Source organism: Stenotrophomonas muris, assembly GCF_052751275.1.
Map to the genome: position 1 here is coordinate 886,550 of NZ_CP199879.1, position 19,887 is coordinate 906,436.

12 protein-coding genes are annotated in these 19,887 nt (G+C 66.4%); 5 read left to right on the forward strand and 7 right to left on the reverse strand.

The annotated features are described in order from the left end of the window. Positions 1 to 94: 94 nt before the first annotated feature. From metH to ACUVWL_RS03905, 3 genes are read right to left on the reverse strand one after another with little or no spacing between them, the layout of a single operon-like run. The gene (metH, locus tag ACUVWL_RS03895; protein ID WP_014647682.1) at positions 95 to 2,779 is read right to left on the reverse strand and encodes a methionine synthase; all 2,685 of its coding nucleotides are present in this window, start codon (positions 2,777 to 2,779) and stop codon (positions 95 to 97) included. A gap of 57 nt (positions 2,780 to 2,836) precedes the next feature. Then, complete coding sequence (locus ACUVWL_RS03900) at positions 2,837 to 3,928, reverse strand: homocysteine S-methyltransferase family protein (protein ID WP_262087111.1); 1,092 nt, start codon at positions 3,926 to 3,928, stop codon at positions 2,837 to 2,839. Positions 3,929 to 3,941: 13 nt separating this feature from the next. Further along, complete coding sequence (locus ACUVWL_RS03905; RefSeq protein ID WP_014037755.1) at positions 3,942 to 4,871, reverse strand: ArsR/SmtB family transcription factor; 930 nt, start codon at positions 4,869 to 4,871, stop codon at positions 3,942 to 3,944. Positions 4,872 to 5,024: 153 nt separating this feature from the next. On the opposite strand from ACUVWL_RS03905, the gene ACUVWL_RS03910 reads away from it, so the two are divergent. Both ACUVWL_RS03910 and ACUVWL_RS03915 read left to right on the forward strand, forming a co-directional pair. After that, positions 5,025 to 6,173, forward strand: coding sequence for an acyl-CoA dehydrogenase family protein (locus ACUVWL_RS03910; protein ID WP_014647680.1), 1,149 nt, complete (start codon positions 5,025 to 5,027; stop codon positions 6,171 to 6,173). Positions 6,174 to 6,303: 130 nt separating this feature from the next. After that, positions 6,304 to 6,591 carry a hypothetical protein gene (locus ACUVWL_RS03915; protein ID WP_277878426.1) on the forward strand — a complete coding sequence of 96 codons (288 nt, stop codon included), beginning with the start codon at positions 6,304 to 6,306 and terminating at the stop codon, positions 6,589 to 6,591. 151 nt (positions 6,592 to 6,742) lie between these two features. Here ACUVWL_RS03915 and ACUVWL_RS03920 read toward each other — a convergent pair whose 3' ends face one another. From ACUVWL_RS03920 to ACUVWL_RS03930, 3 genes are read right to left on the reverse strand one after another with little or no spacing between them, the layout of a single operon-like run. Beyond that, positions 6,743 to 9,916: a multidrug efflux RND transporter permease subunit gene (locus ACUVWL_RS03920; protein ID WP_046431562.1), complete on the reverse strand. Its 3,174-nt coding sequence runs from the start codon at positions 9,914 to 9,916 to the stop codon at positions 6,743 to 6,745. 15 nt (positions 9,917 to 9,931) lie between these two features. After that, a complete protein-coding gene (locus ACUVWL_RS03925; RefSeq protein WP_032962064.1) occupies positions 9,932 to 11,200 on the reverse strand; it encodes an efflux RND transporter periplasmic adaptor subunit in 1,269 nt (422 codons plus the stop codon). Continuing rightward, positions 11,200 to 11,856 carry a TetR/AcrR family transcriptional regulator gene (locus tag ACUVWL_RS03930; RefSeq protein WP_111207029.1) on the reverse strand — a complete coding sequence of 219 codons (657 nt, stop codon included), beginning with the start codon at positions 11,854 to 11,856 and terminating at the stop codon, positions 11,200 to 11,202. The genes ACUVWL_RS03925 and ACUVWL_RS03930 overlap by 1 nt, the downstream gene beginning before the upstream one ends. A 250-nt stretch (positions 11,857 to 12,106) precedes the next feature. Between ACUVWL_RS03930 and ACUVWL_RS03935 the strand changes: the two genes are divergently transcribed. From ACUVWL_RS03935 to ACUVWL_RS03945, 3 genes are all read left to right on the forward strand, one after another. Continuing rightward, a complete protein-coding gene (locus ACUVWL_RS03935) occupies positions 12,107 to 17,083 on the forward strand; it encodes an NAD-glutamate dehydrogenase (protein ID WP_445978834.1) in 4,977 nt (1,658 codons plus the stop codon). 282 nt (positions 17,084 to 17,365) lie between these two features. Beyond that, positions 17,366 to 18,139, forward strand: coding sequence for an NAD kinase (locus tag ACUVWL_RS03940; protein ID WP_032962058.1), 774 nt, complete (start codon positions 17,366 to 17,368; stop codon positions 18,137 to 18,139). 47 nt (positions 18,140 to 18,186) lie between these two features. After that, positions 18,187 to 19,131: a 5'-nucleotidase gene (locus tag ACUVWL_RS03945; RefSeq protein WP_005410242.1), complete on the forward strand. Its 945-nt coding sequence runs from the start codon at positions 18,187 to 18,189 to the stop codon at positions 19,129 to 19,131. Between the two features lie 171 nt (positions 19,132 to 19,302). Here ACUVWL_RS03945 and ACUVWL_RS03950 read toward each other — a convergent pair whose 3' ends face one another. Further along, the gene (locus tag ACUVWL_RS03950; RefSeq protein WP_014647672.1) at positions 19,303 to 19,854 is read right to left on the reverse strand and encodes a DUF2939 domain-containing protein; all 552 of its coding nucleotides are present in this window, start codon (positions 19,852 to 19,854) and stop codon (positions 19,303 to 19,305) included. Positions 19,855 to 19,887: the final 33 nt, after the last annotated feature.

Below are 19,887 nucleotides of genomic sequence, written 5' to 3' on the forward strand. Positions count from 1 at the left end.
GCGGAATGATGAGGCAAAAAAGGGGACGGAGGGAATTAAGTCGCGAATGCATAAACGACTTAATCCCCTCCGTCCCCTTTTTGTGCTTTTTGTGTCATTCGGGGTCGTAGTCGAGGTTGGAGGCCAGCCAGCGTTCGGCCTGGGCGCGGTCCACGCCCTTGCGGCGGGCGTAATCGCTGACCTGTTCGCGGCTGAGCCGGCCGACCACGAAGTACTGGCTCTGCGGATGGCTGAAGTAGTAGCCCGAGACAGCGGCCGTGGGCAGCATCGCGAAGCTCTCGGTCAATTCCATGCCGGCGTTTGCTTCGGCCTGCAGCAGGTCGAACAGGCGCCGTTTCTCGCTGTGTTCCGGGCAGGCCGGATAGCCAGGCGCCGGCCGGATGCCGCGATACTGCTCGTCGATCAGGGCGTCGTTGTCCAGCGCCTCGGCGCGCTCATGGCCCCAGAATTCGGTACGCACGCGCTGGTGCAGGCGCTCGGCCAGCGCCTCGGCGAGGCGGTCGGCCAGTGCTTTCAGCAGGATCGCGTTGTAGTCGTCATGCTCGGCCTCGAAGCGCGCGACGTGCGCGTCGATGCCGATACCGGCAGTGACTGCGAACGCGCCGATCCAGTCCTGCTTGCCACTGTCGAGGGGCGCGATGAAATCGGCCAAGCAGAAGTCCGGGCGCTCGGCAGGCTTGTCTACCTGCTGGCGCAGGAAGTGCAGGGTCGTTTCGCCCTGCGGGTGCTGCACGCGGACGTCGTCGCCGATGCTGTTGGCCGGCCACAGGCCGAACACGGCCTTGGCCGTCAGCCACTTCTCGCCGACGATGCGCTCGAGCATCGCGCGCGCATCGCGGTACAGCTCGCTGGCCTGGGTGCCGACGATCTCGTCGGTGAGGATGGCCGGGAACTTGCCGGCCAGCTCCCAGGCCTGGAAGAACGGTGTCCAGTCGATGTAGTCGACCAGTTCGTCCAGCGGGTAGTCATCGAACACGTGCAGGCCGGGTTGTTCCGGTGCCGGTGGCGTGTAGCTGTCCCAGCCGCCCTGGAATTTCTGCGCGCGCGCATGTTCCAGCGTCACCAGGCGCTTGGCGTCGCCACGGTTGCGGTGGCGGGCGCGGATCTCGGCATAGTCGGCCTCGTTGGCCGCGACGAAGGCTTCGCGCAGGTCGCGTGAGATCAGCGACTGGGCCACGCCCACCGCGCGCGAGGCGTCCTTCACCCACACCGTAGGCGCTTTGTAGTGCGGGTCGATCTTCAGCGCGGTGTGCGCGCGCGAGGTGGTGGCGCCGCCGATCAGCAGCGGCAGGTCGAAGCCCTGGCGCTCCATCTCGCGGGCGACGTGGCTCATCTCCTCCAGCGACGGGGTGATCAGTCCGGACAGTCCGACCAGGTCGGCGTTGTGCTCGCGGGCGGCATCGAGGATCTTCTGCGCCGGCACCATCACGCCCAGGTCGACCACCTCGAAGTTGTTGCAGGCCAGGACCACGCCGACGATGTTCTTGCCGATGTCATGCACATCGCCCTTCACCGTGGCCATGATGATCTTGCCATTGCTCTTGGCGGTATCACCGCTGCGTGCCTTCTCCGCCTCGATGTACGGCAGCAGGTAGGCCACCGCCTTCTTCATCACGCGTGCGGATTTCACCACCTGCGGCAGGAACATCTTGCCGGCACCGAACAGGTCGCCCACGATGTTCATGCCGTCCATCAGCGGGCCCTCGATCACGTCCAGCGGGCGGCTGGAGGCCTGCCGGGCCAGCTCGGTGTCTTCCTCGACAAAGGCATCCAGGCCGTGCACCAGCGCATGTGCCAGGCGCTGCGCCACCGGCTTCCCGCGCCAGGCCAGGTCCTCGGTCTTCGCCGCGCCCTTGCTGCCCTTGTAGCGCTCGGCGATCTCCAGCAGGCGCTCGGTGGCATCGCTGCGGCGGTTGAGGATCACGTCCTCGACGCGCTCGCGCAGCTCAGGCTCCAGCTCGTCGTAGATCGGCATGGCGCCGGCGTTGACGATGCCCATGTCCATGCCGGCGGCGATGGCGTGGTAGAGGAACACCGAGTGGATGGCCTGGCGCACCGTTTCGTTGCCGCGGAACGAGAACGAGACGTTGGAGACGCCGCCGGAGACGTGGCAGTGCGGCAGGGTCTGCTTGATGATGCGGGTGGCTTCGATGAAGTCCACCGCATAGTTGTCGTGCTCTTCGATGCCGGTGGCGACGGCGAAGATGTTCGGGTCGAAGATGATGTCCTGCGGCGGGAAGCCGATCTCGTCGACCAGGATGCGGTAGGCGCGGGTGCAGATCTCGACCTTGCGCGCGCAGGTATCGGCCTGCCCGCTTTCATCGAAGGCCATGACCACCGCGGCGGCGCCATAGCGCAGGACCTTGCGCGCGTGTTCGCGGAACAGCGCCTCGCCTTCCTTCAGCGAGATCGAATTGACCACGCTCTTGCCCTGCAGGCACTTCAACCCGGCTTCGATCACGCTCCACTTGGAGGAGTCGACCATGACCGGGATGCGGGCGATGTCCGGCTCGGACATGATCAGGTTGAGGTAGCGGGTCATTGCCGCTTCCGAATCGATCAGGCCCTCGTCCATGTTGACGTCGAGGATCTGCGCGCCGCTGGCGACCTGCTGGCGGGCCACGTCCACCGCTTCTTCGTAGCGGCCTTCCTTGATGAGCTTGCGGAACTGCGCACTGCCGGTGACGTTGGTGCGTTCGCCGACGTTGATGAACAGCAGGTCCGGAGTGATGACCAGGGGTTCCAGGCCGGACAGGCGGGTAGGGCGGACAGGCGTCATGGCAGGCGTCGGCTCAACAGCAGGAGGGCGGGAAGTGTGGAACGGTGGCGGCGACATTCATGCGGCCTGCTCCTGGACACCGGGCAGGGCGCGCGGCGGCAGCCCGGCCACGGCGCGGGCGATCGCACGGATGTGGTCGGGGGTGGAGCCGCAGCAGCCGCCGACCAGGTTCAACAGGCCATCCTCGGCGAAGCCGCGCAGGGTGGTGGCCATCTCTTCAGGCGTTTCGTCGTACTCGCCGAAGGCGTTGGGCAGGCCCGCGTTGGGGTGCGCGCTGACGTAACAGTCGGCGACCTGCGAGAGGGTCTCCACGTGCGGGCGCATCGCCTCGGCGCCCAGCGCGCAGTTCAAGCCGATCGACAGCGGGCGCGCATGCGCCAGTGACGCATGGAAGGCCTCGGCGGTCTGCCCGGACAGGGTGCGCCCGGAGGCGTCGGTGATGGTGCCGGAGATCATCACCGGCAGGCGTGCACCACGCGCGTCGAAGGCCTCCTCCAGCGCATACAGCGCGGCCTTGGCATTGAGCGTGTCGAAGATGGTCTCGACCATGAGGGTGTCGGCGCCGCCATCGATCAGGCCCTCGATGGCTTCGCGATAGGTGTCGCGCAACTCGTCGAAGCTGGTGTTGCGGAAGCCCGGATCGTTGACGTCGGGACTGATCGAAGCGGTGCGGCTGGTGGGACCGATCACCCCGATCACGAAGCGCGGCTTGCCCGGCGTGGCCGCAGCCACCGCATCGCAGCAGGCGCGTGCAACGGCGGCGCCGGCCTTGTTCAGCTCGTACACCAGGTGTTCGAGGTGGTAGTCGGCCTGGCTGACCGAAGTGGCGTTGAAGGTGTTGGTCTCGACCAGATCCGCCCCGGCGTCCAGGTATGCGGTATGGATGTCGGCGATGACCTGCGGCCGGGTCAGCAGCAGCAGGTCGTTGTTGCCCTTCAGGTCATGGCCTTCAGGCGTGCCGTGGTCGCAGCCGCGACCGTGCGCATGGTCATAGCCACCGGCGAATCGCTCGCCGCGGTAGTCGTCTTCCTGCAGACCATGGCGCTGGATCATCGTGCCCATCGCGCCGTCGATGATCAGGATCCGCTCGCGCAGGGCGTCGAGCAGGGCGTTGGCACGGTCAGGATGCAACCAGGGCAGGGCGGGCATGGTGGTCTCGGGCTCAGGGCTTGTTGGCGATCAGCGAAATCACTTCGAAGTGCGGCGGACGCTTCTCGCGGGTGACCGTTTCCAGGCTGGACACCTGCAGGCCGGCCTTGTCGACGAACTTGCGCAGCTCCTTGTCGCTGAAGCCGAGGTTGACGTGGCCATAGGCCTCCACCGCTGCCTTGTGCTCGTGACGGGCCAGGCTGCACAGCAGCAGGCGGCCGCCCGGGCGCAGCACGCGTGCGGCTTCGGTTACGGCCTGCGCAGGCTTGCTGGCATAGGTCAGCGCGTGCATCAGCACCACCAGGTCGAAGCTGCCGTCCTTGAACGGCAGGGCATGCATGTCGCCCTCGCGGACTTCCACATTGGGCAGCCGGCGCAGGCGCTCGCTGGCAGCGGCGACCACGCGCGCGCTGGTATCGATGCAGATGTAGCGCTTGGCGTGGGGGGCGACCAGTTCGGCCAGCACGCCGTCACCGGAGGCGATGTCCAGCACGTCGCCGGTCTCCAGCAACGGCAAGGCGGTGCGCGCCAGCGCCTCCCAGGTACGGCCCGGAGAGTAGTGGCGCTCCATGTCGCCGGCCACGCTGTCGGCCCAGTTCTGGTCAGAGGCGCGATGGGCCAGCACTGCAGCCACGCGCTCGGCATCCTGGCGCAGCAACGGGTCGTCGCTTCCGTTGCTCAAGGCATGCCACAATGCACGCTGCGCCGGGTCCAGCTGGGCTTCGTCGAAACGGTAGTAGGCCGACACGCCGGCACGGCGGTCGCGGACCAGGCCGGCTTCCTTCAGGCGCGCCAGGTGGGTGGACACGCGCGGCTGCGCCAGCCGGGTGATTGCCGACAGTTCGGCCACGGTCAGTTCCTCCTGCTCCAGCAGCGCCAGCAGGCGCACGCGGGTGGCATCGGCGAACACCTTCAGGCGGGTCGACCAGTCTTCCAGATCCATAAATATCTACCTATCGCGATATAGAGATATATTCGCCGAAAGGGCCTGCCGCGGTCAAGTCGCCAGCGTACGGAAACAGCCGGCCCCCGGTACAATCGGAGCACCTGGGCGCGCCGTATGCGGCCCATAACTTCATGTACCCGGGAGGGTGTTGTGGATTTCAGCTTTACCGAAGAGCAGTTGATGCTGCAGGACGTGGCGCGGCGCATCGCGCAGGAAAAGATCGCCCCCAGCGCGGAGCACCATGACCGCACCGGCGAGTTCCCGCTGGACAACATCCGCCTGCTGGGCGAGAACGGCCTGATGGGCATCGAAGTGCCGACCGAGTACGGCGGTGCGGGCATGGACCCGGTTGCGTACGTGCTGGCGATGGTGGAGGTCGCCGCCGCCGACGCCGCTCACTCGACCATCATGTCGGTCAACAACTCGCTGTTCTGCAACGGCATCCTCACCCACGGTACCGAGCAGCAGAAGCAGACCTACGTGCGTGCCATCGCCGAAGGCACCGCCATCGGCGCGTTCGCGCTGACCGAGCCGCAGTCCGGTTCCGATGCCACTGCCATGCGCTGCCGCGCGGTGAAACAGGCCGACGGCACTTTCGTCATCAATGGCAAGAAGAGCTGGATCACCTCCGGCCCGGTGGCCAAGTACATCGTGCTGTTCGCGATGAGCGAGCCGGACAAGGGCGCGCGCGGCATCACCGCCTTCATCATCGATACCGACAAGGCCGGTTTCGGTCGTGGCAAGACCGAGCCCAAGCTGGGCATCCGCGCCTCGGCCACCTGCGAGATCGAGTTCAACGATTACGTGGCGCAGGCCGAGGACGTGCTGGGCCAGGAGGGCGAGGGCTTCAAGATCGCCATGAGCGTGCTCGATGCCGGCCGCATCGGTATCGCCTCGCAGGCCATCGGCATCGCCCGTGCCGCCTATGAAGCGACCCTGGAGTACGTGAAGGAGCGCAAGGCCTTCGGTGCCGCCATCGGCACCTTCCAGATGACCCAGGCCAAGATTGCCGACATGAAGTGCAAGCTGGATGCAGCGCTGCTGCTGACGTTGCGCGCGGCTTGGGTGAAGGGCCAGGGCAAGCGCTTCAGCAACGAAGCCGCCATCGCCAAGCTCACCGCCTCGGAAGCGGCGATGTGGATCACCCACCAGGCGGTGCAGATCCACGGCGGCATGGGGTATTCGAAGGAGATGCCGCTGGAGCGTTACTTCCGTGATGCCAAGATCACCGAGATCTATGAAGGCACCTCGGAAATCCAGCGCCTGGTGATCGCCCGCAACGAAACCGGGCTGCGCTGAGACGCAACGGCCGCGCCGCTGCAATGGCGGCGCGGCCGGTCGATCCACGCCACGCGTGGATGCGCTGTGCTCTTGGCCGAACGATGCCGGATCTGTTCCAATGCAGGCCGTTTCCATACGGTCTGCACAGATGATCTATCGTGGTTGGGGAATCCTGACACTGATCACGCCGATCGCAGCGATCCTGCTGCTGGCGTATTTCTTCCCGCACGCAGGCCCCAAGGGCAACACCCCACTCTCGCAGGTGTTGCTGGGTGCCAGCATTGGCGCGGCGGTGAACGTGCTGCTGGGCCTGTGGCTCAACCGGGCACCCCGGCAGAAGGGCGAAGTGGCGCCCCATCATTTCTTCTTTGTGCCCATGCAGTGGGCTGCACTGGTAATCGTGGCAGTGTGCCTGGTGGTCGCGCTGTTGCGCTGAAACGTGACTCGAACGGCGCCCACCAAGGTTGGCGGCTACCGGGCATGCCGTTGCCCTGGTAGATGCCAACCTTGGTTGGCATGAATTCAAAGGCGGCAAGAAAAAGGCCCCGGATCGCTCCGGGGCCTTTTCGTTTCAGCGCACTGCCGGATCAACGATCCGGGCGGTGTGCAGCATCCGCGTCGCGCTGGCGTTCCATGAACTCCTTGGACGGTTCATCCAGCTTGTCGCCCAGCATGCGGCGCACGACCACGAAGAACACCGGGATCATCAGCAGGCCGAGCAGGGTGGCGAACAGCATGCCGCCGATCACGCCGGTACCGATGGCGTGGCGGGAATTGGCGCCGGCGCCGGTGGAGATCGCCATCGGGATCACGCCCATGATGAACGCGAACGAGGTCATCAGGATCGGGCGGAAGCGCAGGCGGGCCGCTTCGATGGTGGCATCGCGCAGGTTCTTGCCGGCTGCGCGCTGCTCCACCGCGAACTCCACGATCAGGATCGCGTTCTTCGCGGCCAGGCCGATCACGGTGATCAGGCCGATCTTGAAGAACAGATCGTTGGGCAGGCCGCGCAGCATCGACAGGCCCAGTGCGCCCAGCACGCCCAGCGGCACCACCAACAGCACCGCCACCGGGATCGACCAGCTTTCATACAGGGCGGCCAGGCACAGGAACACCACCACGATGGACAGCACCAGCAGCAGCGTGGCGGCATTGCCGGCCAGGATTTCCTGGTAGGACATGCCGGACCAGTCGTAGCCGAAGCCGGCCGGCAGGTCGTCGTTGACGATGCTCTCCATGGTCTGCATCGCTTCGCCCGAGCTGGTGCCCGGGGCCTGCGAGCCGACGATGTTGATCGCCGAGTAGCCGTTGTAGCGGCTCAGCGACGGCGGTGCCGACACCCATTCGGACTTGACCACCGTGTTGAGCGGGATCATCGCGTTGGTGCCATCGGCGTTCTGGGTCAGGGTGGAGGGGCTGTAGAAGCTCTTCAGCGACTCCTGGCCGGTGCGGTACGGGCCATCGGCCTGCATGGTCACGCGCTTGATGCGGCCTTCGTAGAAGAAGTCGTTGACATAGACCGGGGCCAGCATCAGCTGGATGGTGCTGTACACGTCCGACACCGACATGCCCATCGACTGCGCCTGCACGCGGTCCACGTGCAGCTGCAGCTGCGGGGCGTTCTCCAGCCCGTTCGGACGCACGCCGACCAGGGCTTCGGGCTTCTGCGCGGCCTTGCCCAGCAGGATGTTGCGCGCCTGGGTCAGCTGTTCGTAGCCGGCACCACTGCGGTCCTGCAGCCACATGTCGAAGCCGCCGAACTGGCCGAGGCCCTGCACGGTGGGCAGGTTGACCACGAAGATCTGCGCTTCCTTGATGCCGTAGAACGCGCCGTTCATGTTCTGGATGAACTCGGGCGCGGTGAACTTGCGTTCCTCCCACGGCTTCAGGCGGATGAAGCCCATGCCCACGTTCTCGCCGGAACCGACGAAGCTGAAGCCGGCCACCTGCAGCATGCCTTCATAGCCATCCTGCTTTTCCAGGATGCCACGCATCTGCGCGAACACTTCGTTGGTCTGGCCCTTGGTCGAGCCCGGCGGCAGCTGCACGATCGCCAGCGCATAGCCCTGGTCTTCTTCCGGCAGGAAGCTGCCCGGCATGCGGGTGAACAGGAAGCCGCACAGCGCGGTCAGCACCACGAACAGGATCATCCAGCGCGGCGCATGGCGCACCGCCGAGGTGATGTGGCCCACGTAGGTGTGGCTGATCTTGTCGTAGTACTTGTTGAAGGTGCGGTAGACGATGTTCGGATTGTCGTTGTGCGTCGGCTTGAGGAAGGTCGCGCACAGCGCCGGGGTGAAGCCCAGTGCCAGGAACGCCGAGAACGCCATCGAGATGGCGATGGTCAGGGCGAACTGCTTGTAGATCTCGCCGGCGGCGCCGCCCTGCAGGGCGGACGGGATGAACACCGCGGCCAGCACGACGGTGATCGCCACCACCGCGCCGGTGATCTGGGTCATCGCCTTCTGCGTGGCCGGCTTCGGCGCCAGGCCTTCCTCGCTCATGATGCGTTCGACGTTCTCGATCACCACGATCGCATCGTCGACCACGATGCCGATCGCCAGCACCATCGCGAACAGGGTCAGCTGGTTGATCGTGAAGCCGATCATCCACATGCCCAGGAAGGTACCGAGCAGGGCGACGGGGATGACCAGGGTCGGGATCAGTGTGGCGCGGAAGTTCTGCAGGAAGATCAGCATCACCAGGAACACCAGCAGGACCGCTTCAAACAGGGTCTTGACCACTTCCTGGATCGAGATCTTGACGAAGGTGGTGCTGTCGTACGGCGAGAACCAGGTCACCCCGGACGGGAAACTGGGCTGCAGCTCGTCCATCTTGGCGCGCACCGCTTCGGCCACGTTCAGGGCGTTGGCGCCCGGCAGCAGCTGGATGGCGAAGGCGCCGGTCGGCTTGCCGTTGTACTGGGTGTCGAAGCCGTAGTTGTTGGCACCGAAGGCGACGCGGGCGATGTCCTTGAGCAGCACGCGCGAGCCATCGGCGTTGGCGCGCAGGATGATGTTCTCGAATTCCTGCGGCGAGCTGAAGCGGCCTTCGGCCGAGACCGTGGCGGTGAAGTGCTGGCCTTCCGGCGACGGGTCCGAACCCAGCGCACCGGCGGCGAACTGCACGTTCTGCGCACGTACCGCGGCCAGTACCTGGCTGGCCGACAGGCCATAGCCCTGCATCTTCTCCGGGTTCAGCCAGATGTTCATGGCGTACTCGGAACCGAACTGCTGGGTGCTGCCGACGCCGGGGATACGCGAGACCTGGTCGAGCACGCGCGAGCCGACGATGTCGTTCAGGGCGTCACGGTTGATGGTCGGGGTATCGGACTGCAGCGCCACCACCATCAGGAAGCCGGCATTGGCCTTGGCCACCACCACGCCCTGCTGGGTCACTTCCGAAGGCAGTCGTGGCGTGGCCAGCGACACCTTGTTCTGCACCTGCACCTGGGCGATGTCCGGATCGGTACCGGTCTCGAAGGTCAGGGTGATCTGCGCGCGGCCGTTGGAGGCCGACGAGGAGCTGAAGTACAGCAGGTGATCGATACCGGTCAGCTGCTGCTCGATCACCTGGGTGACCGATTTCTCGGTGGTGTCCGCGCTGGCGCCCGGGTAGGTCGCCGAGACGGTGACCTGCGGCGGGGCGATGTTGGGATAGGACTCCACGCCCAGGTTGAGGATCGCGATCACGCCGCTGAGCGAGATCAGGATCGCAACCACCCAGGCGAAGACTGGATGTTCGATGAAAAATTTAGGCATGACGGAAGGTTCCCGTTACTGCTTGTTCGAATCGGTGGCGGCCGGCTTGGCCGCATCGGCCTGTTCCGGCTTGGCCGCGTCGGCCGGTGCCTTGCCTGCCGCCGGTGCTGCGCCCGCCGGAGCGGCGCCGCCTGCGGCAGGCTTGCCGTTGGCGTCCTGCCCCGGGGTCCACGGCTTGGCCACCGCCGGTGCACCTTCCTTGACCTTCTGCACGCCGGCCACGATCACCTTGTCACCGGCGGCCAGACCGTCGCTGACCAGCCAGTTGCCGTTCTGCGCGCCATCGGTCTTCACGTTCTTGCGCACCACCTTGCCGTCGGCACCGACCACCATCACGTAGCCGCCGGTGGTGTCACGCAGCAGCGCCTGCTGCGGCACCAGGTAGGCATTGTTGCGCTCGCCCAGGTTGGCCTGGAAGCTGACGAAGGCGCCCGGCAGCAGGATCTGCTGGGGGTTCGGCAGCAGCGCACGCAGCGACACCGCACCGGTGGCCGGGTCGACCGTGGTCGAGGAGAAGTCCAGCGTGCCCGGCTCACCATAGGTGCTGCCGTCGGCCAGCTTGACGTTGACCGTGGCCTTGCCGTCGCCGGACAGCGCCAGCGAGCCCTTGGCCTGCTGCGCGCGAAGCTGGGTCAGCTCATCCACGCTCAGCGAGAAGTTCACATACAGCGGGTCGAGCTGGTCAACGGTGGTCAGCAGGGTCACATCGCCCTGGCCGACCAGCGCGCCCTCGGTGACCTGCTGCTTGTTGGCCACGCCACTGATCGGCGCGGTCACTTCGGCGTAGCCCAGGTTGATCCGCGAAGAGGTCACTGCCGCTTCGGCCTGCTTGACGGCGGCCAGGGCGGTGCGCTCGGCCGATTCGGCGTTGTCCAGGTCGGACTTGGAGACGAACTGCTGCGGCGCCAGCGAGCGCGCGCGATCGGCGGCGACCTTGGCATTGGCGTAGGTGGCGCGGGCCGAAGCCAGCTGGGCCTCGGAGGCGTTGAGCGAGGCACGCAACGGCGCCGGGTCGATCAGGAACAGGGTCTGGCCCTGCTTGACCTGCGAACCTTCCTGGTAAACGCGCTTGAGCAGCACGCCGGGTACGCGTGCGCGGACGTCGGCGCTGCGGAACGGCGACAGGCGGCCGACCAGCTCGCGCTGCAGCGGCAGGGTCTGCGGCTTGGCGTCGATCACGCCCACCTCCGGCGGCGGGGGCGTCTGCTGTTCCGGCTTCTTGCAGGCAGCCAGCGCGACAGCAACGGCGCACGTCAAGGCAAGGGTGCGGAGTGGGGCGGTCATCAGGAGGAACTCCGGGGTTGGTTTGTAGACGGGGCCGGCGACGGCTGTGGCGCGAACGCGCGCAGGAAGCTGTCGACGGAGAACTCTGCCCAGCGCCGACGCAGGAGCGCGTCATCACGATGGGGGGTATGGAAGCGCTGTTTGTCGAAATCCTGACCGGCGATCATGCTCAGCAGCAGTTCGGCCATGAAGTGCGGGTCGTCATGCCGGAGCTGGCCTTGCATGCAAACGGTTTCAATCCATTCAGCAAGATGAAGCGTCAGCGCGCCGGCACCGTGCCGGTACAGCGTACGCGCCTCTTCGGGAAACTGGGCTGCCTCGGCTGCAATCAGCCGGCAGGCCTGTCCTACGTGCGGTTGGTTGAAATGCTCCAGGAAGTCGGTGGCGAACTGGAGAAGGCTGGCACGCAGGTCGTCACTGCGGAGTGCACGCAGCATGGCCCCGGTGGCGTGGCCGACGTGGCGCTGCATCACCCGGCGCAGCAGTTCCTGCTTGCTGCCGTAGCGCGAGTACAGGGTCTGCTTGGAGCAGCCGGCATGCTGGGCCACTGCGTCCATGCTCATCTGCATGCCCTGCTCGGCCAGCAGTCTGCGCACGGCATCGAACACGCGCTCATCGCGCGCGTCGAGGGCAACGGGGAGGTAGGCCGGGTTCACGCGGTGGACTATACCGTCCAGTTCAGGATTGTGGAATCGAATCGGCGTCGCCGCGTGTGTCTTTCGGTAACACGCTTTGCCGATCCTGTCGGCACTGCTGAAGCAGGCGCCAGCTCCATACCGGAGCGAACTGAATAGGCGTCTAAACCGCAGCAAACCCGAATCTGCTTATTCCGTCCTGCAGCAAGGCCTTTTCGTGCGGTAGGGCTACAATTTCATTTTCCCAACTGAGCAAGCGCATCGCTCTGCCATGAAACCGCAAAAAACCGCAGCCAAGACCGTGAAAAACAAGACGAAACCAGCAGAGTCGGAGGTCGCAGTGACCGCTGGTTTCTCCCTGGAGCCGGTGTACACGGCCTTGCGCAAGCGCTACCCCGCGGCCGCACAGGCCGAAGCGGTGGCCTTCGCCACTGACTTCTACAAGCGCATGGAATCGGACGAGTTCCCGCACCACAGCGCTGAAGAGTGGGCCGCGCTCGCGGCTGAGACGCTGGAATTCGCCCGTGCCCGCAAGGCCGGCAAGGCCAACGTCCGCGTGTTCAATCCGACTGCGAAGGCCAACGGTTGGGAATCGCCGCACACCGTGCTGCAGATCGTCAACGACGACATGCCGTTCCTGGTGGATACCGTCACCATGTCGCTGGCCGAGCAGGGCGTGGGTGTCCACGTGCTGGGCCACCCGGTGCTCCGCTTCACCCGCGACAAGGCCGGCAAGCTGGTCAAGGTCGGCGAGGGCGATGCCGAGTCGGTGATGCTGCTGGAGATCGACCGCCAGCCGGCCGACGCCATGGCTGCCATCGAACAGGCCATCAACAAGGCGCTGGACGAAGTGCGTGCGATCGTGCGCGACTGGCAGCCGATGAAGGACAAGGCACTGGCGCTGGCCGACGACCTCGGCAGCCGCCAGCTGCCGGTCGACGACGCATCGCGCAAGGAAGCACAGGAGTTCCTGCGCTGGGCCGCCGACAACCACTTCACCTTCTTCGGCTACCGCGAATACCGCGTCGAGAAGCAGGGCAAGGAAGAGGTGCTGGCGCCGCTGAACGACACCGGCCTGGGCCTGATGCGCGGCAAGGACAAGTCCGCCGCCCGTCCGGTCAAGACCCTGGCCGCGCAGGGCCTGAACACCACGTCCGGTCTGAAGGATGCGCTGATCCTGACCAAGACCAATGCCCGTTCGCGCGTGCATCGCGCTGGCTACATGGATTACATCGGCGTGCTGGAATTCGACGCCAAGGGCAAGATCATCGGCGAGCAGCGCTTCCTCGGCCTGTTCACCTCCAGCGCCTACAACCGCCGCCCGTGGGAAATCCCGCTGGTGCGCCAGCGCCACGAGCACGTGATGAAGCAGTCGGGCCTGGCCCCGGCCAGCCACAGTGGCAAGGCCCTGCGCCACATCCTGGAAACCCTGCCGCGCGAAGAACTGTTCCAGTCCAGCGAGGACGAACTGTTCCGCACCGCGATGGGCGTGCTGGGCCTGCAGGAGCGCGTGCGCAGCCGCCTGTTCCTGCGCCGCGACAAGTACAGCCGTTTCATCTCCGCGCTGGTCTACCTGCCGCGTGAGCGCTTCAACACCGACGTGCGCCTGCGCATCGAAGCGATGCTGAAGGACGCGCTGCACGGCGAGTACGTCGACAGCTCGGTGGTGCTGGGCGAATCGCCGCTGGCCCAGGTGCACCTGATCGTGCGCCCGAAGCCGGGTGAGATGCTCGACGTCGATACCGCCGAACTGGAGCAGAAGCTGGCCCAGGTGCTGCGCAACTGGCAGGACGACCTGCGCGAAGCGCTGGTGGCCCGCCACGGCGAGACCGAAGGCCTGCGCATCGCCGCCCGTATCGGCAAGGCGCTGCCGGCCGGCTACATCGAAGACAACAGCACCGCGGTTGCCGCCAACGATGTCAGCCAGCTCGACGCCCTGACCGGCCCGGACGACCTGCGCCTGAGCCTGCAGGCCGTGCCGCGCGAAAGCGGTGATGGCCTGCGCCTGAAGCTGTATCGCCAGCTTGACGACATTCCGCTGTCGGACGCGCTGCCGATGATGGAAAACATGGGCCTGCGCGTGATCGCCGAGCGTCCGTACCGCCTGTCGGTCGACAACGCCCCGGTGTACGTGCAGGACTTCGAGGTCGAGTCGACCGCCGGCGCGATCGATGCCGCCAGTGTCGATGAAGCCTTCGGCGAGACCTTCGCCCGCGTCTGGCACGGCGATGCCGAGAACGACGGCTTCAACCGCCTGGTGCTGGCTGCCGGCCTGCACTGGCGCCAGGTGGCCATGCTGCGCGGCTACTGCAAGTACCTGCTGCAGACCGGCGTGCCGTTCTCCCAAGCCTACGTGGAAGGCACCTTCGCGCGCTACCCGCTGCTGGCCCGCCTGCTGGTCGAGCTGTTCGAAGCCCGCTTCGATCCGGCCACCGGCCACGAGAGCAAGGACGACATCGCCGCCGGCCAGGCCCAGCTGAAGGCCCACTTCGACGTGCTGGCTGCCGGTGACGATGCCACCCTGAAGGTGCTCAAGACCGTGGTCGACGCCCGCAAGGGTGACCGCGACGCGCAGATGCAGGCCGCGCGCGATGCGCTGCTGAAGCTGATGGACCGCGTGTCCAGCCTGGACGAGGACCGCATCCTGCGCTCGTTCATGGGCGTGATCGACGCGACCCTGCGTACCAGCTACTACCAGATCGATGCCAACGGCCAGCACGGCCATGTCATCAGCTTCAAGTTCGATTCGGCGCTGGTGCCGGACCTGCCGAAGCCGCGCCCGTACCGCGAGATCTTCGTCTACGGCCCGCGCGTGGAAGGTACCCACCTGCGCTTCGGCGCGGTCGCCCGTGGTGGCCTGCGCTGGTCGGACCGTCGCGAAGACTTCCGTACCGAAGTGCTGGGCCTGGTCAAGGCACAGATGGTCAAGAACACCGTCATCGTGCCGGTCGGCGCGAAGGGCGGCTTCTTCGCCAAGACCCCGCCGGTGAACGGCGACCGTGATGCGATCTTCGCCAACGGCGTGGCCTGCTACAAGCTGTTCATCCAGGGCCTGCTGGATATCACCGACAACATCGTCAACAACAAGATCGTGCCGCCGGTGGATGTCGTGCGCCACGACATGGACGATCCGTACCTGGTGGTGGCCGCCGACAAGGGCACTGCGACCTTCTCCGACATCGCCAACGGCCTGGCCATCGCGCACGGCTTCTGGATGGGCGATGCGTTCGCCTCCGGTGGTTCGGTCGGTTACGACCACAAGGGCATGGGCATCACCGCACGCGGTGCGTGGGAGTCGGTCAAGCGCCACTTCCGTGCGCTGGGCCGTGACAGCCAGAGCCAGGACTTCACCGCGGTCGGCGTCGGCGACATGTCCGGCGACGTGTTCGGCAACGGCATGCTGCTGTCGCGCCACATCCGCCTGGTGGCTGCGTTCGATCACCGCCACATCTTCCTGGACCCGAACCCGGACGCGGCCACCACGTTCGTCGAACGTGAGCGCCTGTTCACCGTGCCGCGTTCGAGCTGGGCGGACTACGATGCCAAGCTGATCAGCAAGGGCGGCGGCGTGTACCCGCGCAGCCTGAAGTCGATCGAGATCACCCCGCAGGTGCGTGAAGCGCTGGGCCTGGACGAGAACGTCAAGGCGCTGTCGCCGAACGAGCTGATGAGCGCGATCCTGAAGGCACCGGTCGACCTGCTGTGGAACGGCGGCATCGGTACCTACGTCAAGGCCGCCAGCGAGCAGCACAGCGATGTCGGCGACCGTGCCAACAACGCGCTGCGCGTGAACGGTGGCGAGCTGCGCTGCAAGGTGGTGGGCGAGGGCGGCAACCTGGGCATGACCCAGCTGGGCCGCATCGAAGCCGCGCAGGCCGGCGTGCTGCTCAACACCGACTTCATCGACAACTCGGCCGGTGTCGACACCTCCGACCATGAAGTCAACATCAAGATCCTGCTCAACGATGTGGTGCGGGCCAAGAAGCTGACCGTCGAGCAGCGCAACAAGCTGCTGGCCTCGATGACCGATGAAGTCGCCGAGCTGGTGCTCAACGACAACTACCGCCAGAACCAGGCGCTGAGCCTGATGGAGCGGATGGCGGTCAAGCGCCTGGGTTCCAAGCAGCACTTCATCCGTACCCTGGAACAGCAGGGCCTGCTTGATCGCCAGATCGAGTTCCTGCCGTCCGATGCCGAGCTGTCGCAGCGCAAGGCGCGCGGCCAGGGCCTGACCCGTCCGGAACTGTCGGTGCTGCTGTCCTACTCCAAGCTGGTGGCATTCGCCCAGCTGCTGGATTCGGACATCCCGGAAGATCCGTACCTGTCCAAGGAACTGCAGCGCTACTTCCCGACCCCGCTGCAGAAGAAGTATGCCGACGCAATGGAGCGTCACCGCCTGAAGCGCGAAATCATCGCCACGGCCGTGACCAACCAGACCATCAACCGCATGGGCGCCACCTTCCTGATGCGCATGCAGGAAGACACCGGCCGTTCCATCGCCGAGGTCGCCAAGGCCTACACGATCAGCCGTGAAACGCTGGATGCACGCGCGCTGTGGGCGCAGATCGATGCCCTCGACGGCAAGGTGTCGGAGTCGGTGCAGATCGACGCCTTGGAAGTGATCTGGAAGCTGCAGCGCTCGTTCGTGCGCTGGCTGCTGTCGCGCCCCGGCGCGATGCCCGGCATCACCGAAGCGGTCAACCGCTACCAGGGCCCGTTCAACGACATCCGCGTTGCCTCGGGTGTGCTGCCGGATTCGCAGCGTCCGACCTACGAAGCCCTGGTGGCCGAGTGGAAGGAAAAGGGCCTGCCGTCCGCGCTGGCGCAGCAGCTGGCCGAACTGCACTTCCTGGAGCCGGCGTTCGACATCATCGAACTGGCCCGTACCCGCAAGCTGAAGCCGGTGGACGTGTCCAAGGTCCACTTCCGCCTGGGCGATGCCCTGCAGCTGCCGTGGCTGTTCGAGCAGGTCGATGCGCTGGAGGTCAATGGCCGTTGGCACGCGGTGGCACGTGGCGTGCTGCGTGACGAGCTGGCCGCCAACCACCGCAACCTGGCGGGCCAGGTGCTGGGTACCAAGGGCAGCAGTGCCGAAGCAAAGGTGGCGGCCTGGATGGGGCGCGACGACAGCAGCCTGCGCTTCACCCTGGCAATGCTGGCCGAACTGGCCGAGCAGAAGACCCTGGACTACCCGACCGTTTCGGTCGCGGTGCAGCGCCTGGGTCAGCTGGCCGCGCATGGTGCGTAAGCGCATTCGCGCTGACGCCCCACGGTTTGCTCTGCAAACCGTGGGCCCCATGCCAACCATGCTCCCAGACCCCCGCGCCGTTGGCGCGCCCCCCTGACTCAGGGGGGGCTCCTGATCTGCAGCAGTTGGAGGAACGGCCCCGCGAAAGCGGGGCCGTTCTGCATTGCCGGGTAGTGCCGGCCGCTGGCCGGCAACCGCGCGGACCACAATCGGGTGCAGCTGCCGGCCAGCGGCCGGCACTACCGGGTATGCTCTTGCTGGCACACCCACCCGGATCCACCGATGAGCGACACCCCCCGCATCGCTTTCCTGGCCAGCGCCACCGAACCTGCACAGATGGCCCGCGCCGCGATGGTCTCGCGTTATGGCGATCACGCGCCGGAGCAGGCCGACGTGCTGTGTCCGCTGGGGGGCGACGGCTTCATGCTGCAGACCCTGCACCGGCATGGGCACCTGGGCAAGCCGGTGTTCGGCATGAAGCTGGGCACCGTCGGCTTCCTGATGAACCAGTACCGCGGCGACGACGACGTGCAGGCCCGCATTGCGCGTGCCGAACCGGCCAACCTGCGCCCGCTGGAAATGGTGGCGCTGACCGAGTCGGGCACCAGTACCGGTTCGCTGGCCTACAACGATGTCTCGCTGCTGCGCCAGACCCGGCAGGCCGCGCATATCGGCATCGACCTCAACGGCCAGGAACGCGTGGCCGAGCTGATCGGTGACGGCGTGCTGGTGGCCACCCCGGCGGGCAGCACCGCCTACAACTATTCCGCGCATGGCCCGGTATTGCCGCTGGGCTCGCACACCATCGCGCTGACGCCGTTGGCCCCGTACCGGCCGCGTCGCTGGCGCGGGGCGATCCTCAAGGCCGATACCGAGGTGCGCTTCCGCGTGCTCGATCCGTACAAGCGCCCGGTCAGCGTCACGGCGGATTCGCACGAGACCCGCGACGTGGTCGAGGTGACCATCCGCGAGTCGAAGGACCGCCGCGTGACCCTGCTGTTCGACCCGGAGCACAACCTGGAAGACAGGATCCTGAGCGAACAGTTCGTTTTTTGAGGACAATGGGCGGCCGGCCCCGCCGACCGCTTGAAGGACCCCCACCGATGGGCGACAACTCCCCCCGCTTGCTGACCGTCGCGGTGACCTCGCGCGCGCTGTTCGACCTCGAGGAAAGCCATGCGCTGTTCGAAAGTGATGGCGTGGCGGCCTACGCCGAATTCCAGCGCCAGCACGAGGACGATATCCTCGGCCCCGGCGTGGCCTTCCCGGTGGTGCGCAAGCTGCTGGCGCTGAACCAGGGCGCCAGCCCGGAGAACCCGCGGGTCGAGGTGATCCTGCTTTCGCGCAACTCGGCCGATACCGGCCTGCGCATCTTCAATTCGATCCAGCACTATGGGCTGGGCATCATCCGCGCGACCTTCACCGCCGGCGAGCCGACCTGGCCGTACGTGAAGCCGTTCGGTACCGACCTGTTCCTGTCGGCCAACCCCGAATCGGTGCGCAGCGCGCTGCGTCATGGCATCGCGGCGGCAACCATCCTGCCCAAGCCGCCGGGCGAGACCGCTGCGGCAGCCGCCGACCAGATCGATACTGGTCGCCCGGCCGGCCAGCTGCGCATCGCCTTCGATGGTGACGCGGTGATCTTCGGTGACGAGAGCGAGCGCATCTCGCGCGAGCAGGGCGTGGAAGCGTTTGGCCGCCACGAGCGCGAGCGCGCCCGCGAGCCGCTCAGCGGCGGTCCCTTCCGTGGCTTCCTGTCGGCCCTGCATACGCTGCAGGAAGTGTTCCCGGCCGGCGAGAGCGCGCCGATCCGTACCGCGCTCGTGACCGCGCGTTCGGCACCGGCGCATGAGCGGGTGATCCGCACCCTGCGCGAGTGGGGCGTGCGCCTGGACGAGGCACTGTTCCTGGGCGGCCGTCACAAGGGCCCGTTCCTGCAGGCCTTCGGTGCCGACATCTTCTTCGACGATTCGCAGCACAACATCGACAGCGCCCGCGAGCATGTGGCCGCCGGCCACGTGCCGCACGGCGTCGCCAACGAGGGGTAGGGCGGACTCGACCGGTAGGTGCCAACCGTTGGTTGGCACTGCCTAGGACCCATGCCCACCAAGGTGGGCATCTACCACAGCGACATGCCCACCAAGGTGGGCATCTACCAGAGCCACATGCCCCGGTAGTTGCCAACCTTGGTTGGCGCTGCCGTCAGGCCACGGGTCCGATCAAGGGCTGCCCGACATTCCCAGCTGCAGGTCCACCACCTTCCAGCGCAGGCCCTGCGGCTCCAGCACCACCTTCAACGGTGGCTGGCCGGGGCCGCGATCGACGTCGATCACGAATCGGTCCAGTGCCTCGAAATGATGCTCGGCATGCTTCAGCGGCCGCGCCGGTTCGGTCGCACCGAAGGCATCGCCGCCCTGCAGTTCATTGCGGCCACGCTTCCACAGCACGTGGCCCTGCAGCATCGCGCCGATCCCGGTCGGGGTCACCATGGTCTCCACTGCGGCACCGCCAAGCTGGTCGCCCAGCCCATAGAGCAGGGCGCCGAACGGGCTGGATGCCACGTCGGGGCCGGCCTGGCGCACCAGGTAGTCGTTGAGCTGCGCACGCAGGCTGCTGCGCACGCGCGGGAAGTCGACGTAACGCTCCAGTCGGGCGGTGTCGCGCTGCTCGATGGCCTTGGACAGGCCATTGACGGTCATGTAGGGGCCGCCGAACCACCAGGCGGCGACGGCCAGGACCAGCAGCACAATGAGTGCGGTGAGTTTCTTCATGCCGACCAGACTGCCGCAATGGCGGCAGTGCCG

Bases quoted from the DNA above. Each gene is read 5' to 3' on its own strand.
- ACUVWL_RS03920 (WP_046431562.1), bottom strand. From the start codon at position 9,916: ATGCCTAAATTTTTCATCGAACATCCAGTCTTCGCCTGGGTGGTTGCG.
- ACUVWL_RS03940 (WP_032962058.1), top strand. From the start codon at position 17,366: ATGAGCGACACCCCCCGCATCGCTTTCCTGGCCAGCGCCACCGAACCT.
- metH (WP_014647682.1), bottom strand. From the start codon at position 2,779: ATGACGCCTGTCCGCCCTACCCGCCTGTCCGGCCTGGAACCCCTGGTC.
- ACUVWL_RS03925 (WP_032962064.1), bottom strand. From the start codon at position 11,200: ATGACCGCCCCACTCCGCACCCTTGCCTTGACGTGCGCCGTTGCTGTC.
- ACUVWL_RS03915 (WP_277878426.1), top strand. From the start codon at position 6,304: ATGATCTATCGTGGTTGGGGAATCCTGACACTGATCACGCCGATCGCA.
- ACUVWL_RS03935 (WP_445978834.1), top strand. From the start codon at position 12,107: ATGAAACCGCAAAAAACCGCAGCCAAGACCGTGAAAAACAAGACGAAA.
- ACUVWL_RS03900 (WP_262087111.1), bottom strand. From the start codon at position 3,928: ATGCCCGCCCTGCCCTGGTTGCATCCTGACCGTGCCAACGCCCTGCTC.
- ACUVWL_RS03905 (WP_014037755.1), bottom strand. From the start codon at position 4,871: ATGGATCTGGAAGACTGGTCGACCCGCCTGAAGGTGTTCGCCGATGCC.
- ACUVWL_RS03950 (WP_014647672.1), bottom strand. From the start codon at position 19,854: ATGAAGAAACTCACCGCACTCATTGTGCTGCTGGTCCTGGCCGTCGCC.
- ACUVWL_RS03945 (WP_005410242.1), top strand. From the start codon at position 18,187: ATGGGCGACAACTCCCCCCGCTTGCTGACCGTCGCGGTGACCTCGCGC.